This window comes from Pseudomonas sp. FH4, assembly GCF_000510915.2.
GTDB lineage: Bacteria > Pseudomonadota > Gammaproteobacteria > Pseudomonadales > Pseudomonadaceae > Aquipseudomonas > Aquipseudomonas brenneri.
Genome location: NZ_AOHN01000019.1, coordinates 243866 through 257996 on the forward strand (window position 1 = coordinate 243866; position 14131 = coordinate 257996).

Here is a 14131-nt window from a genome sequence, read left to right on the forward strand (position 1 = left end):
GTGCCTTGGCCAAGTACGGAAAAACCGGAAGTTTGCCCCAAAATCGACGACGACGGCTATGTTTCTACCGTATTTCAACGACACACCGAGGACATTGCGCCTGATTATCGGCACAATGCCCGCACTGTTTCGGGAACTTGCCGGGATCGACGCGACTCATTAGAGGATGGTCTTTCAGCTGATCAAGACCTGTACCTCCACTTATTGGGAACCCTCATTATGTCCGGCGAATCCACCATCCTTGTAGTCGAAGACGATGCCATCGTGCGCATGCTGATCGTCGATGTGCTCGAAGAACTGGAGTTCAAGGTGCTGGTGGCTGAACACGCCGAAGCTGCGCAGGCATTCATAGAAGACAGCGCAAAAGTGATCGACCTGATGATGACCGACTGGGGCCTGCCGGGTATGAATGGCAAGGAACTGGCGGAAAAAACCCGAGAACTGCGTCCAACCCTGCCCATCCTGCTTGCCAGTGGCTATGCCGAAAACATCGACTTGCCCGCGGGCGTGCAGATGATTGCCAAGCCGTTCTCCATCGACCAGTTGCGCGATAAAGTCAAAGGCATGCTGGGTACCCCCTTGTAGGCGCTGGCTTGCCAGCGATGGTCGCTAACGATGACCTGGGCCACTTGACACTACTCAGCGCCCTTTCCGGCGCCATCGCTGGCAAGCCAGCTCCTACAAGGTAAGCTGGTCCGCGCACTGGCTCTGCTAGACATATATCCCCGCAAAAACCGTGATTGCCCCCCACACGAAGTCATTAATTCATTCGAATGACTAGCGAGTCTGAATTTAGCTGCTAGCTTCAAACGACATGTCCTACAAGATTTTCGAATAAGGACCACCGGCAGCCCATACGAATCGCTATCGGGTCAGTGACCAAGGAACTGGGGAATCATGATGTTCACGCCACCGCGACTTCCGGCATTTATGTTGGCCTCTTTGCTGTTGCCCACGTTTGCTGCCCAGGCCGATAACGCCGACACAGCGAACAAGAGCAATAACCCGCTCAACCTGGCGCCGGGGGCCAACCTGCAGGACTACTACACCCCCAAGTTGTACGACAGCGATGCCCATACCAATGACCTGTTGTTGCGCGGCACGCTGCCCATTGCCCCGTCGGATTTTATCGGCGTGCCGCAACTGCTGCGCGCCACCCTGCCCCTGAGCACCCGACCTGATCCACACAGTGGCTACAGCACCGGTATCGGCGACCTGAACCTGTTCGATATTTTCCTGCTCAAGACCGATGGCGTGCAGTTGGGCATCGGCCCGCAGATAACTGCGCCGACCGCCGAGCACGATGAACTGGGCACTGGCAAATGGCAGGCGGGCCTGGCCGCCATTGCCATCGACGCGTCGCCCCGTGGCCTGCTGGGCGCACTGGTGCAGTACCAAAGCTCGTTCGCCGGCGACCGGGACCGGGCGCACGTGGAAAGTGCCACTTTTCAACCGTTCATCATCCATAACCTGCCCAAGGGCTGGTACCTGCGCTCCACCGGCACCTGGACCTTTGACCTGAAGAACGACACCCACTACATCCCCATCGGGCTCGGTGCAGGCAAGGCATGGAAAGCCGGCAGCAATATTCTCAACGCTTTTATCGAGCCGCAGTGGACGGTGGCGCGCAAAGGCGATGGGTTGCCGCAGTTCACCCTGTTCGCCGGGATCAACGTCACTTTCGGTAAATAACCACGATTTAGGCGGGCCCTGATTCACAATGCTGGCTTGGGCCTACTGGCCCTATCTGCCAGTGGCGTAACGTATTGAAGGAAGGACGTACCAACATGATTGGAAAACCAACGCGCCTACTCTTGGCGAGCCTCTCGATAGTGCTGAGCACCGGCGCCTGGGCGGACTTTACCGCCACCCCCAGCGAAGCCCGGGCCATTGCCAAGGAAGCCTATCTGTATGGCTTCCCGGTGGTGGAAATGTACAAGACCCTCTACACCCAGGCGGTGGACAAGGGCGGCGTCAACTTCAAGGCACCATTCAATAAAGTCGGCAACACCGCCAAGGTTTTCACGCCCAAGGACACGGCATTCGTCACCCCCAATTCGGACACGCCCTACTCCTTTGTCTGGCTGGACCTGCGCCGTGAACCGGTGGTGCTGACCCTGCCGAAAATCGAGGACAGCCGTTACTACTCCGTGCAGTTGATCGACCTCTATACCCAGAACTTCGCCTACCTGGGCACCCGCAGCACCGGCAACAATGGCGGGCACTACATGGTCGCCGGGCCCAACTGGAAGGGCCAGCAGCCGGTGGATGTGGACCGTGTGGTCTACAGCGAAAGCAATATCGCCTACGCGCTGTATCGCACCCAGTTGTTCGATGACAAGGACCTGGCCAAGGTCAAGCAGATCCAGGGCGGCTACAAAGTCCAGCCCCTGAGCAGCTACGTCAAACAGGCAGCGCCTGCCAAGGTGCCGAAGATCGAATGGCCCAAGCCGGTCGCCGACATGAGCGACAGCCCGCAACTGTTCCGCTACCTGAACTTCATGCTGGCCTTCGCTGCGCCCCAGGACAGTGAAAAAGACCTGCTGGCGCGCTTTGCCAAGATCGGTATCGCCCCTGGTGCGCCGTTCAAGGTCGCGCAACTCAGCGCCGAACAGCGCAAGGCCCTGGAAGACGGCATCGCCGACGGCAAGGCCGAGTTTGCGACTTTTAAAAAGGACAAGGTCGATACCCACCAAATCACCAGCGGCGATCTGTTCGGCAGCCGCGATCACCTGAAAAACAACTACCTGTACCGCTACGCCGGTGCCGACATGGGGATTTTTGGCAACTCCACCGATGAAGCGGCCTACATGAGCTACTTCGTCGACAGTGAAGGCAAGCCGGCCAACGGCGCGAAGCACAGCTACACGCTGCATTTCGCCAAGGACCAGTTGCCGCCCGCCGACGCGTTCTGGTCGCTGACCCTGTACAACGGCAAAAACAAGCTGCTGGTGGCCAACCACAAGAAACGCTACCTGATCAACTCGCGGATGTTGCCCGAGCTCAAGCTTGATGCCGATGGGGGCTTGACCCTCAAGGTCCAGCACCACGAGCCCCCAAAAGCCGAACAAAGCAACTGGCTGCCGGCGCCCCCCGGCCCGTTCTACGCAATCCTGCGCATTTACCTGCCCAAGCCTGAGGTGGGTAACGGCCAGTGGAAGCTACCGCCGCTGACCCCGATAAAATAACCGCCCAACGATCCCTGACGTCAGGCCGAAACAAGGAGTAGAGCCATGGTTTCACGCAGTCAACTGAGTGCATTCGCTACCGCCACACTGGCGCTGATGCCGGGGATGGGGTTTGCCGACAACGCCAGGGATTGGCAGAACACCCCCACGGACCTGAATATGCTGTTCGGTTACTACAACCGGGTCGACACCAACACGCCCATCGACACCACGTTGCCGATCGATGGTTTGTCGCTCAACGCCGATGTGTATCTGTTGCGCTACGCCCGCTCGTTCGGCATCGACGGGCGCAACAGTGCCATTCAGCTTATCCAGCCCTATGCCGACGTTTCGGCATCCTTCGACAACGCGCGCTTCTTCGATGGCACCAAGCACAACGGCGGCATGGGCGATGCCCAGGTGGTGTTCGCGCACAATATCTTCGGCGGCCCGGCGCTGACCGCTGCGGAATTTGCCAACTGGAAACCCGAAACCTTCCTCACCGGCGCCGTGTGGCTCACTGTACCGACTGGCGACTATGACAAGGACCGCGTGATCAACATCGGCGCCAACCGCTGGGTGGTCAAGCCGGAGCTGGGTTTTGGCACGCCGTTCGGCCCCACCTGGCTGGAAATCAATACCTGGGTCTCGCTGTTTGGCGACAACGACGAGTACCACGGCAACAGCAAGCTGGAGCAAAAGCCGCTGTACGCCATCGAGGGCCACTACAGCTACACCATCAACCGCGCGCTTTGGGCGTCGCTGGATGCCACCTACAGCCGTGGCGGCGAAAGCAAGATCGACGGCATCTGGCAGGACAACAAGCAGGAAAACGGCCTGTTGGGAGCCAGCCTCGGTTTTATGCTAACACCGCAGTTCGGTGGGCTGCTGGCCTATTCCGACACGATTGCCGAGCGACGCGGTTCGCCAGACGTGAACACCTGGACCTTGCGCATGCAATACGTGTGGTAATCGCCCCAGTGAGGTAAGCCATGTTGCGTTTTCATCGCATACACCGGTTATTGCTTGGCTTGCTGCTTGTCAGCGGCGGGGCCGTGGCCGCTGAACTGGAGCCCAAGGCCCTGGCTGCCCTGGAGCAGATGGGCAGCTACCTGCGTGGTTTGCAGCAGTTGCGTATCGACGCCGACAGCCGCACCGACCAGGTCCTGGAAAACGGCCAGGTCATCGAGTTCAACCACCGGACCCACCTGCAGGCCAGGCGGCCCGATAAACTGCGGGTGCAGGTCGAACGCGATGGCAACCGCCGCAGCCTGTTCTACAACGGCCAGCGCTTTACCCTTTACGACAGCCGCAGCGGTTACTTCACCGAACAGGCCGCCCCCACGGACATCGCCAGCTTGCTCGCGCAATTGAGCGAGCGCTACGGCATCGAACTGCCCCTGGCCGACCTGTTCCGCTGGGACGCCAATACCGCCAAGGTCGCAGGCCTGAGTGATGCCCTGTGGATCGATCAGCAAACCCTCGACGGCCAAGTGTGCGATCACTATGCGTACCGACAACCGGATATCGACTGGCAACTGTGGATTCGCCAGGGCCCGCAGCCACTGCCGTGCCGCCTGGTGATCAGCCGCCGCGACAGCGCCGAACAGCCACGCCACAGCGTTGACTACCGCTGGCAACTTGACGCCCCGAGCAACGATCGGGACTTTGAGTTCACCCCACCGGCCGGCGCCCGGGCAATCCCCCTGGCCCCCGCAGGAGCCCAGCCATGAAGCCCACGGCAGCGGTGCTCACCGCCAGTTTGCTGCTGACGCTGTTCGACCCGCTGGCCGCCCAGGCCTGGCAGATGCGTGGCGGCGGTGGCGCACGGACATTCGTGGTGCCCCATGGTGGTGGCGGCTTCCATCCCCCGCCGCCCCACCCCATGCCGGCTCCCCGGCCACTGCCGCCCCATCCCGAACCGCACCCACAACCGGGACCACATCCTTATCCGGGGCCGCAGCCACATCCTCCGCCACCGCCGGGGCCACACCCGCAGCCTTATCCGGGGCCTGGGCCGCATCCCTATCCGATGCCGCCCCCGCCACCGCCACCACCACCGCCGCCAGATGACTGGTATCACCCCTGGGCTACGGCCGCCGTGATTGGCGCCACCACCGCCACGGTCCTGGCCATCGGTACACGGGTCAACAGCGTGCCGGTGGACTGCGTGTCGGTTGTCGCCAATGGCGTGGCCTACCAGCATTGCGGGCCGACCTGGTACCAGCCGCATTACGTCGGCAGCTCCGTGCAGTACATCGTGGTCGCCGCACCCTGGTGATCCCTTGCCTCAAGGACGATTGTGATGACAGCGCTCAACGATCTAAACGCCCTGCAAGCCAACATCGCCGAAAGCGTGCTGGGCCAGGACCAGGTTATCCGGCAGATCCTCCTGGGCCTGCTGGCCAACGGTCACCTGCTGCTGGAAAGCCTTCCGGGGCTGGCCAAGACCCGCACGGTCAAGGCCCTGGCCAGGCACCTGGACGCAAAAATGAGCCGGATCCAGTTCACCCCCGATCTGCTGCCCTCGGACATCACCGGGGCCGAGGTCCTGCACCAGGTGGATGGGCAGAACCAGATCCGCTTCCAGCCCGGCCCGCTGTTCGGCAACCTGATCCTTGCCGATGAAATCAACCGCGCCCCGGCCAAGGTCCAGGCCGCCCTGCTCGAAGCCATGGAAGAGCGGCAAATCACCGTGGCGGGCGCCAGTCATGCACTGCCCGAGTTGTTTATCGTGGTCGCGACCCAGAACCCCATCGAGCAGGAAGGCACCTACCCGTTGCCGGAAGCGCAGATGGACCGGTTCGTGATGAAAATCCTCCTCGACTACCCCAGTGCCGATGATGAAAGCCAGGTGTTGCGCCTGCTGCGTGCGGAAGAACAGGCCGTCGACAGCTCCGTCACCCAGGGTTTCACTCTGGCGCAGGAGGTGATCTTCGCCGCCCGCAAGGAAGTCAGCGCGGTACAGGTCTCACCTGCCATCGACCGCTACCTGATCGACCTGATCAATGCCACCCGCCACCCCGGCGACTACGACGCGGACCTGGCGCGCTGGATCAGCCTCGGCGCCAGCCCCCGGGGAGGCATCGGCCTGGACCGCTGCGCGCGGGCCGACGCCTGGCTACAGGGGCAGGCATTCGTGACGCCAGCCAACGTGCAAGCCGTGGTCCACCCGGTGCTGCGTCACCGCCTGCAATTGAGCTACGACGCCGTGGCCGATGGCGTCAACGCCGATCAGGTGCTGGACCGGCTCCTGGCCAAAGTGGCGCTCCCGGCATGAACGCCGACGGCCAGGTCTACGTGTCCCTCGGGCAGTTGATGGCCCTGCAGTTCCAGGCACGGGGCTTGAGTTTCATTGCGCGCCAACCCCGGGGCAGCCTCCTGGCGGGCAACCATGCCTCCAGGCTGCGCGGGCGCGGCCTGAACTTCGACGAGCTGCGGCGCTATCAACCCGGCGACGATTTGCGTCACCTCGACTGGCGGGCGTCCCTGCGCACCGGCAAGCCGGTGGTGCGGTCCTTTACCGAGGAACGCGACCGCCCGGCCTTGATCGTGGTCGACCAACGCATGTCGATGTTCTTTGGCTCGGTGCGCAGTTTCAAATCGGCAGTCGCCGCCGAGTTGGGGGCGCTGGCGGCGTGGATGGTATTCGGCGCGGGCGACCGGGTTGGCGGCGTGGTGTTCAACGATGAGCGCATCGACGCCGTGGCCCCGCTGCGCAGCCGCAAGCGGGTCGAAGCCCTGTGCAGCCGCATCGTGCAGCATAACCAGGCGCTCAACGCCAGCAATCCCGACCATGAAGGCGACGGGCAACTGGACAAGGTCTTGCAGCAGTGCCTGGCCCTGGCCGGGCATGACCATTTGATCTGCATCGTCAGCGACTTTGCCGGCGCCGGGCCGCGCACCCTGCAGCTGTTGCGGCAACTGTCGGCCCACAATGATGTGATCGCCCTGCAAGTCTACGATCCACTGGCCCTCAACGTGCCCAGGACCGGCCAACTGCGCGTGACCCAGGGCCAGCTGCAAGTGGAGCTGGCGGTGCAGAAACAGCAGGTGCGCCAACCCTTGGGGGATTTTCTGGGCGGGCGCTTGAAGGCTGTCGCCAGCCTGTTACGCCGCAGCCAGGTGCCGTTGCTGATGTTCAGCACCGCGCTGCCCGCCGCCGATCAGTTGCGTGACGAACTGGGCAGGCGTCGTTGAACAGCCAGGTGCCGAGCATCGAACAGCTGCAAGAGCTGGGCTTGCCCGCGCCCGTCAGCTATTGGCCGCAGACCTGGGGCTGGTGGGTCCTGCTGGGGCTGCTGGTCCTGGGCCTGTTGGCGTGGGCAGCACGGGCCTGGTTGAAATGGCGACGCAATGCCTATCGCCGTGAAGCCCTGGCGCGACTGGATGCCCTGGACGATCTACGTGAGCTGCCAACGCTGCTCAAGCGCGTAGCCCTGTCGATGCCCTTGGCACCCGAGGAGCAGCAACGCGTGCCGACCCTCAATGGCGCCCAGTGGCAAGCCTTCCTGCAACGTCATGGCGGCGCGGATGTGCCGGCAGACCTCAGCCGGCAACTGGCCGAGTTGGCTTATGCCCCGGCAGACGCACTGTCGCCGGAACAACGCACACGCCTGCTGGCCCAATGCCGAACCTGGGTGGAGGCTCATCATGTGGCAGCTTGATTACCCCTGGCTGTTGCTTCTGCTGCCATTGCCCTGGCTGGCCTGGCGCTACCTGCCCGACTACCGCGAGGCCCGCAGCGCCGTACGTGTACCGTTTTTTACGGGCATGAGCCGTGCAGTGGGGCAAAAACCTGCGACCAGTGGCAGCCAAGGCAATCGCGCGCAACTGATGCTCAACCTGTTGGTGTGGGGCCTGCTGGTGCTGGCCATCGCCCGCCCGGTCTGGGTCGAAAAACCCATCGAACGCCAACAGCCGGTGCGCGACCTGATGCTCGCCATCGACATATCCCAGTCCATGCAGACCGAGGATTTCACCGACGCCAGTGGCCAGAAAATCGACCGTCTGACGGCGGTCAAGCAAGTGGTGCAGGGCTTTATCCAGCGCCGCAAGGATGATCGCCTGGGCCTGATCCTGTTCGGCAGCGGCGCCTATCCCCAGGCGCCATTGACCCTGGACCATGCCAGCCTGGCGCTGTTGCTCGATGACAGCGGCATCGGCATGGCCGGGCCCAACACCGCAATTGGCGATGCCATCGGCTTGAGCCTGAAACTGCTGGACGCGGCCCACGAACAGGAAAAAGTGCTGATCCTGCTCACCGACGGCAACGACACCAGCAGCGCCATCACCCCGGAACACGCGGCCAGCATGGCGGCAGCCAAAGGCGTGGTGATCCATACCATCGGCATTGGCGACCCGAGTGCGTCGGGCGAAGCCAAGGTCAACCTGAGTGCCTTGCAGCAGATTGCCGAAACCACGGGCGGGCGTTATTTACGTGCCGAAAACCGCGACACCCTGGACCAGGTCTACGCCACCCTGGACCAACTCACCCCCCATCAAGTGAAAACCCTCAGCCACCAGCCCAAGCGCGATCTGTTCTGGCTGCCGCTGACCGCGGCCCTGAGCCTGTTTGCGCTGTATCACCTGATTGCCGTGGCATGGCCGCACCGCCCAAGACGGGAGGCCGCTGATGGCGTTCAACCTCAATGACTTGCACTTGCTGCGCCCAGCCTGGCTGTTGCTGGCGCTGATCGGCGTGCTGTTGCCGATGCTGTGGCGGCGCAGCCGCGATCTGCAACACCGCCTGCGCGGCAATATTGCGCCCCATCTGTTACCACATCTGCTGTTGATGCCCAGCGACCCCCACCGCCTGCGGCCCGTACATCTGGCCAGTGCGCTGTTGGTGCTCGGCGCCCTCGCCGCTGCCGGGCCGACCTGGGAACAGGACCGCCCGGACTTCCTGGAAAACCGTGCGCCGTTGATCATTGCCCTCGACCTGTCGCCGTCCATGGACACCATCGATGTGCCACCCACCCGCCTGGAAGCGGCCAAGCACACATTGCACGACCTGATTGCGCGCCGCAGCGGCGCGCGCACCGCGCTGATCGTCTACGCTGGCAGTGCGCACCTGGTGTTACCGCCCACCGATGACCCTGCGTTGCTGGACAGCTTTATCCAGGCCTTGAGCAGCGACTTGCTCACCCGGCCGGGCAAGGACGTGGCCGGGGTTATCGCGCAGGCCAAGCGCCTGCTAGCGGCAGAACAAGCCCCCGGTACCTTGCTGCTGATAAGTGACGGTGCCGACGCCACGCAACTGCCGCGCCTCAAGGCGTTATTGGCCGACAGCCCGCTGCAAGTATTGATCCTGGCCGTAGGCAGCAATCCCGCCAGCTTTGACGCCCCCGCCCTGAAACAACTGGCCGCTGCCACCGACGCACCACTGGGCAGCCTGACCCTCAATGACGACGATCTCGACTGGGTGGAGCTGCACGCCCAGCAGCATTTCCAGGATGCCGATGAGCAACAGCGCGCCCTGCAATGGAAAGACGCCGGTTACTGGCTCTGCTGGCCGCTGTTGCTGGTGGCGCTGCTGTGCATTCGTCGCGGCTGGAGCCTGAACTGGGCTGCCGTGTTGCTGCTGGGGCTGCTCCTGCCACCCCAGCCTGCCCAGGCCAATGCCCTGGCCGATGCGTTCCTCACCGCCGATCAACAGGGCCGCTGGGCCTTTGAGCACCATCACTACCCCGCCGCCGCCCAACTGTTTGTCGACCCCTACTGGAAAGGCATCGCCGCCTACAACGCCGCCGACTATGACCTGGCCCTGGCCACCTTCGCCCAACTCGACACCGCGCAGGCAGCGTTCTACCAGGGCAATATCTACGTGCGCCGCTTCAAGTTCGACCAGGCCATCAGCGCCTATCAGCAAGCCTTACAACACCAGCCGGACTTTCCCCAGGCCAGCGCCAACCTGGCATTGGCCATAGCCTTGAAAAAAGACACCGAAAGCGCAGCCGACAACACCCCCGAGGTCAAGCCCGACGCCCTCAAGTTCGACAAGACGCCCGGCAAGGGCCAGACCAAGACGGTGCAGACCGAACAGGCCAGCAGTGATGCCTTGTGGCTGCAGAACCTGAGCACTTCGCCGGCCAATTTCCTGCGACGTAAATTCAGCCTGCAAGATCAAGGTGCGGGCCATGAATAGGTATGCCCTGCTCGGCCTGCTGTTCTGCGCCCCGCTCTGGGCGGGCGAGCCGCAACTCAAGGTGCAGGTGCAACTGCTGCCCGGCCCGCAGGTGGTGGTGGGCGAGCAAGTGCAGTTGCAGGTCGATGTGCTCACCGACACCTGGTTCACTGCCGCCGCCAGCCTGCCAGCCTTGCAATTACCGGGGGCGCGGGTGGATGCACCGGGCGGCGAGTCCGAGCACCTGACCCAGGTGATCGACGGCCAGACCTTCTTTGGCATGCGCTACCGCTACCGGATCACCCCCAATGTGGCCCAAGACTTCAACGTGCCCTCCCTGACCATCAGTGCCCAGCCGGGCCAGGCCAGCGCCCCGTTGATCGCCCACAGCACACCACTGGCCTTCAAGGCCTCGCGACCGCCCGGTTTCGCCCCCGGCGAACACCTGCTGGTGGCCGCCGACGTGCGCCTGGCACAACAGCTCAGCACCTCGGCGAGCCCTTTGCACGTCGGCGACAGCCTGACCCGCACCGTCACCCTGCAAGCCGACAACACCCCGGCACTGTCCTTGGCCGCGCCACCCCAGGCCACGGTTCAAGGCCTGCGTGCCTACCCACAGGCGCCCATGATCAGCAACCTGGATAACGGGCGCGGCACACTCACTGGCGGGCAGCGCGTGGATCGCTGGGTGTACCGGATCGAACAGGCGGGTCATTACCAACTACCCGCGATCCGCGTGAAATGGTGGGACAGCCGCAACCATCGCCTGCAAGTGGCGCAATTGCCGGCCATCAACGTCGAAGCCCTGGCCGGTAGCACCTACGCCCCGACCTTTTCCATCGCCCAAGACCTCAAGGACCTCGGCCAGCACAGCCGCTGGCAACTGTCGCGCCATGCCCTGGCCTGGAGCGCGGCGCTGGTGCTGCTGGCGCTCGCCGGCTACCTGCTCCGCGTGCTGTGGCCACGGGTTCCCCCTCTGTGGCGACGGGCCTGGACAACATTGCGCTGGACCTGCCGTCAACTACGCTTGCAACCACTGAACCCTCGTCGCGAAAAGGATTTCCCATGACGTCTCTGCGCCGCACCCTACCCTTGCTGCTGCTCCTGAGCTTCCCGGTGCTGGGCGCCGACCCACTGCCTTCCTGGAATGAGGGCCCGAGCAAACAGCACATCATCGAGTTCGTCCAGGCGGTGACCGCCGAGGGTTCGACGGACTATGTCAAACCGGCCGAGCGCATCGCCGTGTTCGATAACGACGGCACTCTGTGGACCGAGCAACCGGCGTATTTCCAGGTGCTGTTCGCATTCGATGAAATCAAACGCCTGGCGCCCCAGCATCCGGACTGGCGCACCACCCAGCCCTTCAAGGCAGTGCTGGAAAACGACCATCAGGCCCTGGCCCAGAGCGGCATGGACGGCCTGCTGAAAATCATCGGCGCGACCCATACCGGGATCAGCACCGAGACCTTTATCGCCAATGCCAAGGCCTGGTTGACCCAGGCCCGCCACCCGAAAACCGGCAAACCCTACACCGAGATGATCTACCAGCCGATGCTGGAAATGCTCGACTACCTGCGCAGCCAGCAATTCAAGACCTACATCGTCTCCGGCGGCGACACCGCATTCATGCGCGCCTTTGCCGAAGTGGTCTACGGCGTGCCGCCGGAACAGGTGATCGGCAGCACCTTCGTGACCCAGTTCCAGATCACCGACGGCACCCCGCACATCCTGCGCACTGCCAAGTTGGCCCACAACGACGATGGCCCGGGCAAGCCGGAAAGCATCGACGCGATCATCGGCCGGCGCCCGATCCTGGCCTTCGGCAACTCCGACGGCGACCTGCAGATGCTGCAGTGGACGGCCGCTGGCAAAGGCAAACGCTTGATGGGGCTGGTGCACCACACCGACGCCACGCGCGAGTGGGCCTATGACCGCAAATCTTCCGTCGGGCGCCTGGACAAGGCGCTGGATGAGGCAAACACCCAAGGTTGGACTGTGGTGGATATGGCCGCCGAATGGCGCCGTATCTACCCCTTCGAGCCGGTGGTGCAACAGCAGGTGCAATAAGAAAAGACGTCGCGATGGACTGTAATAAACGTTGGTCGCAGGTACTGCGGCTCAAGCCAATATAGGAGCAGGTCTTATGACTCGCATACGCAAGTGGCTACCGAAGCTGGCCCTGGTGGCGGCTTCAGTGATGGGGGCCGGGGCAACCGCCTTGGCCGCCGAAAAGCCGAATATCCTGGTGATATTCGGCGATGACATCGGGCAAACCAATATCAGCGCCTATTCCATGGGCGTGGTGGGCTACAAGACCCCGAACATCGACCGCATCGCCAAAGAAGGCATGATGTTCACCGATTACTACGCCGAGAACAGCTGTACCGCCGGGCGTTCATCCTTTATCACGGGCCAGACGCCGTTGCGCACGGGCTTGTCGAAGGTCGGCGCACCGGGCGCATCGGTGGGCCTGCAAAAGCGCGATATCACCATCGCCCAGGCCCTCAAGTCACTGGGCTATGCCACCGGCCAGTTCGGCAAGAACCACTTGGGTGACAAAGACGAATACCTGCCGACCAACCACGGTTTCGACGAGTTTTTCGGCAACCTCTACCACCTCAATGCTGAAGAGGAACCCGAGCGGCCCTATTGGCCCAAGGACGACCCTGACTTCGTCAAGGCCAACTCGCCGCGTGGGGTAATCCACAGTTTTGCCGACGGCAAGATCGAGGACACCGGTGCCTTGACCACCAAGCGCATGGAGACCATCGACGACGAAACCACCGCTGCCGCCCAGGCGTTCATCAAGAAGCAGGCCGAGGCCGACAAGCCGTTCTTTGTGTGGATGAACACCACCCGCATGCACTTGTTCACCCATGTGCGTGAGTCGATGAAGGGCCAGAGCGGCATGCCCGGCAACGAGTATGCCGATGGCATGCTGGAGCATGACGGCGACGTCGGTAAACTCCTGCAAACCCTCGACGACCTGAAAATCGCCGACAACACCATCGTGGTCTACACCACTGATAACGGGCCGAATCAGTTCTCCTGGCCGGATGCGGCGACCACGCCGTTTCGCAACGAGAAGAACTCCAACTGGGAAGGTGCCTATCGCGTGCCGGCGATGATTCGCTGGCCGGGCAAGATCAAGCCGGCCGAGGTCTCCAACGAGATGTTCTCGGGCATGGACTGGTTCCCGACCCTGCTCGCGGCCGCGGGTGATACCGAGGTCAAGGACAAGCTGCTCAAAGGCTGGGCGCCCACCGCAGGCGGTGGCAATTTCAAGGTGCACCTGGATGGTTTCAACCAACTGCCGTACCTGACAGGCCAGCAACCCAAGGGCGCACGCGACGAGTTCTATTACTTCAACGATGACGGGGTGCTGGTTTCGGCGCGCTTTGGCAACTGGAAAGCCGTGTACTGCGAACAGCGCGCGCCCGGTGGGTTCAAGGTGTGGAGCGAGCCGTTCGTGTGCCTGCGGGTACCGAAGATCTTCAACTTGCGCATGGACCCGTTTGAGCGGGCAGACATCGTCTCTGATCAGTATTACGACTGGAGCACGAAAAACGTCTACCTGGTTGCGGTAGCGGTGACCAAATCGGCGAAGTTCCTCCAAACCTTTGTCGAATACCCACCGAGCCAGAAACCGGCGAGCTTCAGCATCGACCAGATTCGTGCAGCGGTGGATGCGAAGATTGCCGAGAAGGCTAAAGCACAGCCTGCACAATAAAGGGCTGAACGCCGCTCACCCAGGGTGAGCGGCATTTTTATGTAGGCGCGAGCTTGCTCGCGAAAAATGCAAGCGCGCCGCGTTTATCCAGAATGTGCGCGTAATCGT

At 62.7% G+C, this 14131-nt stretch carries 14 protein-coding genes; all 14 read left to right on the plus strand.

Annotation, left to right across the window (positions count from 1 at the left end; genetic code table 11):
- Positions 1-216: 216 nt before the first annotated feature.
- The 14 genes from H097_RS14465 (at position 217) to H097_RS14530 (ending at position 14023) form a co-directional block, all read left to right on the plus strand.
- Positions 217-585 (plus strand): response regulator, encoded by a 369-nt coding sequence (locus tag H097_RS14465; RefSeq protein ID WP_090293135.1) that lies wholly within the window; start codon positions 217-219, stop codon positions 583-585.
- A gap of 345 nt (positions 586-930) precedes the next feature.
- On the plus strand, positions 931-1692 hold the full coding sequence (locus H097_RS14470; RefSeq protein ID WP_050593369.1) for a hypothetical protein: 762 nt from the start codon (positions 931-933) through the stop codon (positions 1690-1692).
- Positions 1693-1787: 95 nt separating this feature from the next.
- A complete protein-coding gene (locus H097_RS14475) occupies positions 1788-3188 on the plus strand; it encodes a DUF1254 domain-containing protein (RefSeq protein WP_032860545.1) in 1401 nt (466 codons plus the stop codon).
- 45 nt (positions 3189-3233) lie between these two features.
- The gene (locus tag H097_RS14480; RefSeq protein ID WP_032860547.1) at positions 3234-4139 is read left to right on the plus strand and encodes a transporter; all 906 of its coding nucleotides are present in this window, start codon (positions 3234-3236) and stop codon (positions 4137-4139) included.
- A gap of 20 nt (positions 4140-4159) precedes the next feature.
- Positions 4160-4900, plus strand: a complete 741-nt coding sequence (locus tag H097_RS14485) for a DUF2092 domain-containing protein (RefSeq protein WP_032860548.1) — start codon at positions 4160-4162, stop codon at positions 4898-4900.
- A complete protein-coding gene (locus tag H097_RS14490) occupies positions 4897-5448 on the plus strand; it encodes a hypothetical protein (RefSeq protein ID WP_032860549.1) in 552 nt (183 codons plus the stop codon). Before H097_RS14485 ends, H097_RS14490 begins: the two co-directional genes overlap by 4 nt.
- Positions 5449-5472: 24 nt before the next feature.
- A complete protein-coding gene (locus H097_RS14495; RefSeq protein ID WP_032860550.1) occupies positions 5473-6447 on the plus strand; it encodes a MoxR family ATPase in 975 nt (324 codons plus the stop codon).
- Positions 6444-7367 (plus strand): DUF58 domain-containing protein, encoded by a 924-nt coding sequence (locus tag H097_RS14500; RefSeq protein WP_032860551.1) that lies wholly within the window; start codon positions 6444-6446, stop codon positions 7365-7367. Before H097_RS14495 ends, H097_RS14500 begins: the two co-directional genes overlap by 4 nt.
- Positions 7364-7834: a DUF4381 domain-containing protein gene (locus tag H097_RS14505; RefSeq protein WP_032860552.1), complete on the plus strand. Its 471-nt coding sequence runs from the start codon at positions 7364-7366 to the stop codon at positions 7832-7834. The genes H097_RS14500 and H097_RS14505 overlap by 4 nt, the downstream gene beginning before the upstream one ends.
- Entirely contained in the window at positions 7821-8822 is a 1002-nt protein-coding gene (locus H097_RS14510) for a VWA domain-containing protein (protein ID WP_032860553.1), read from the plus strand. The genes H097_RS14505 and H097_RS14510 overlap by 14 nt, the downstream gene beginning before the upstream one ends.
- Complete coding sequence (locus H097_RS14515) at positions 8803-10314, plus strand: VWA domain-containing protein (protein WP_032860556.1); 1512 nt, start codon at positions 8803-8805, stop codon at positions 10312-10314. The genes H097_RS14510 and H097_RS14515 overlap by 20 nt, the downstream gene beginning before the upstream one ends.
- Positions 10307-11362 carry a BatD family protein gene (locus tag H097_RS14520; protein ID WP_032860557.1) on the plus strand — a complete coding sequence of 352 codons (1056 nt, stop codon included), beginning with the start codon at positions 10307-10309 and terminating at the stop codon, positions 11360-11362. The genes H097_RS14515 and H097_RS14520 overlap by 8 nt, the downstream gene beginning before the upstream one ends.
- Positions 11359-12360 carry an HAD family hydrolase gene (locus H097_RS14525; RefSeq protein WP_032860558.1) on the plus strand — a complete coding sequence of 334 codons (1002 nt, stop codon included), beginning with the start codon at positions 11359-11361 and terminating at the stop codon, positions 12358-12360. The genes H097_RS14520 and H097_RS14525 overlap by 4 nt, the downstream gene beginning before the upstream one ends.
- A gap of 76 nt (positions 12361-12436) precedes the next feature.
- On the plus strand, positions 12437-14023 hold the full coding sequence (locus tag H097_RS14530; protein ID WP_032860559.1) for an arylsulfatase: 1587 nt from the start codon (positions 12437-12439) through the stop codon (positions 14021-14023).
- Positions 14024-14131: the final 108 nt, after the last annotated feature.

What these genes read in the sequence shown, in the direction of transcription:
- H097_RS14530 (WP_032860559.1), top strand. Translation starts at nt 12,437, where the DNA reads ATGACTCGCATACGCAAGTGGCTACCGAAGCTGGCCCTGGTGGCGGCT.
- H097_RS14515 (WP_032860556.1), top strand. Translation starts at nt 8,803, where the DNA reads ATGGCGTTCAACCTCAATGACTTGCACTTGCTGCGCCCAGCCTGGCTG.
- H097_RS14525 (WP_032860558.1), top strand. Translation starts at nt 11,359, where the DNA reads ATGACGTCTCTGCGCCGCACCCTACCCTTGCTGCTGCTCCTGAGCTTC.
- H097_RS14490 (WP_032860549.1), top strand. Translation starts at nt 4,897, where the DNA reads ATGAAGCCCACGGCAGCGGTGCTCACCGCCAGTTTGCTGCTGACGCTG.
- H097_RS14520 (WP_032860557.1), top strand. Translation starts at nt 10,307, where the DNA reads ATGAATAGGTATGCCCTGCTCGGCCTGCTGTTCTGCGCCCCGCTCTGG.
- H097_RS14500 (WP_032860551.1), top strand. Translation starts at nt 6,444, where the DNA reads ATGAACGCCGACGGCCAGGTCTACGTGTCCCTCGGGCAGTTGATGGCC.
- H097_RS14475 (WP_032860545.1), top strand. Translation starts at nt 1,788, where the DNA reads ATGATTGGAAAACCAACGCGCCTACTCTTGGCGAGCCTCTCGATAGTG.
- H097_RS14480 (WP_032860547.1), top strand. Translation starts at nt 3,234, where the DNA reads ATGGTTTCACGCAGTCAACTGAGTGCATTCGCTACCGCCACACTGGCG.
- H097_RS14485 (WP_032860548.1), top strand. Translation starts at nt 4,160, where the DNA reads ATGTTGCGTTTTCATCGCATACACCGGTTATTGCTTGGCTTGCTGCTT.
- H097_RS14510 (WP_032860553.1), top strand. Translation starts at nt 7,821, where the DNA reads ATGTGGCAGCTTGATTACCCCTGGCTGTTGCTTCTGCTGCCATTGCCC.
- H097_RS14470 (WP_050593369.1), top strand. Translation starts at nt 931, where the DNA reads ATGTTGGCCTCTTTGCTGTTGCCCACGTTTGCTGCCCAGGCCGATAAC.
- H097_RS14495 (WP_032860550.1), top strand. Translation starts at nt 5,473, where the DNA reads ATGACAGCGCTCAACGATCTAAACGCCCTGCAAGCCAACATCGCCGAA.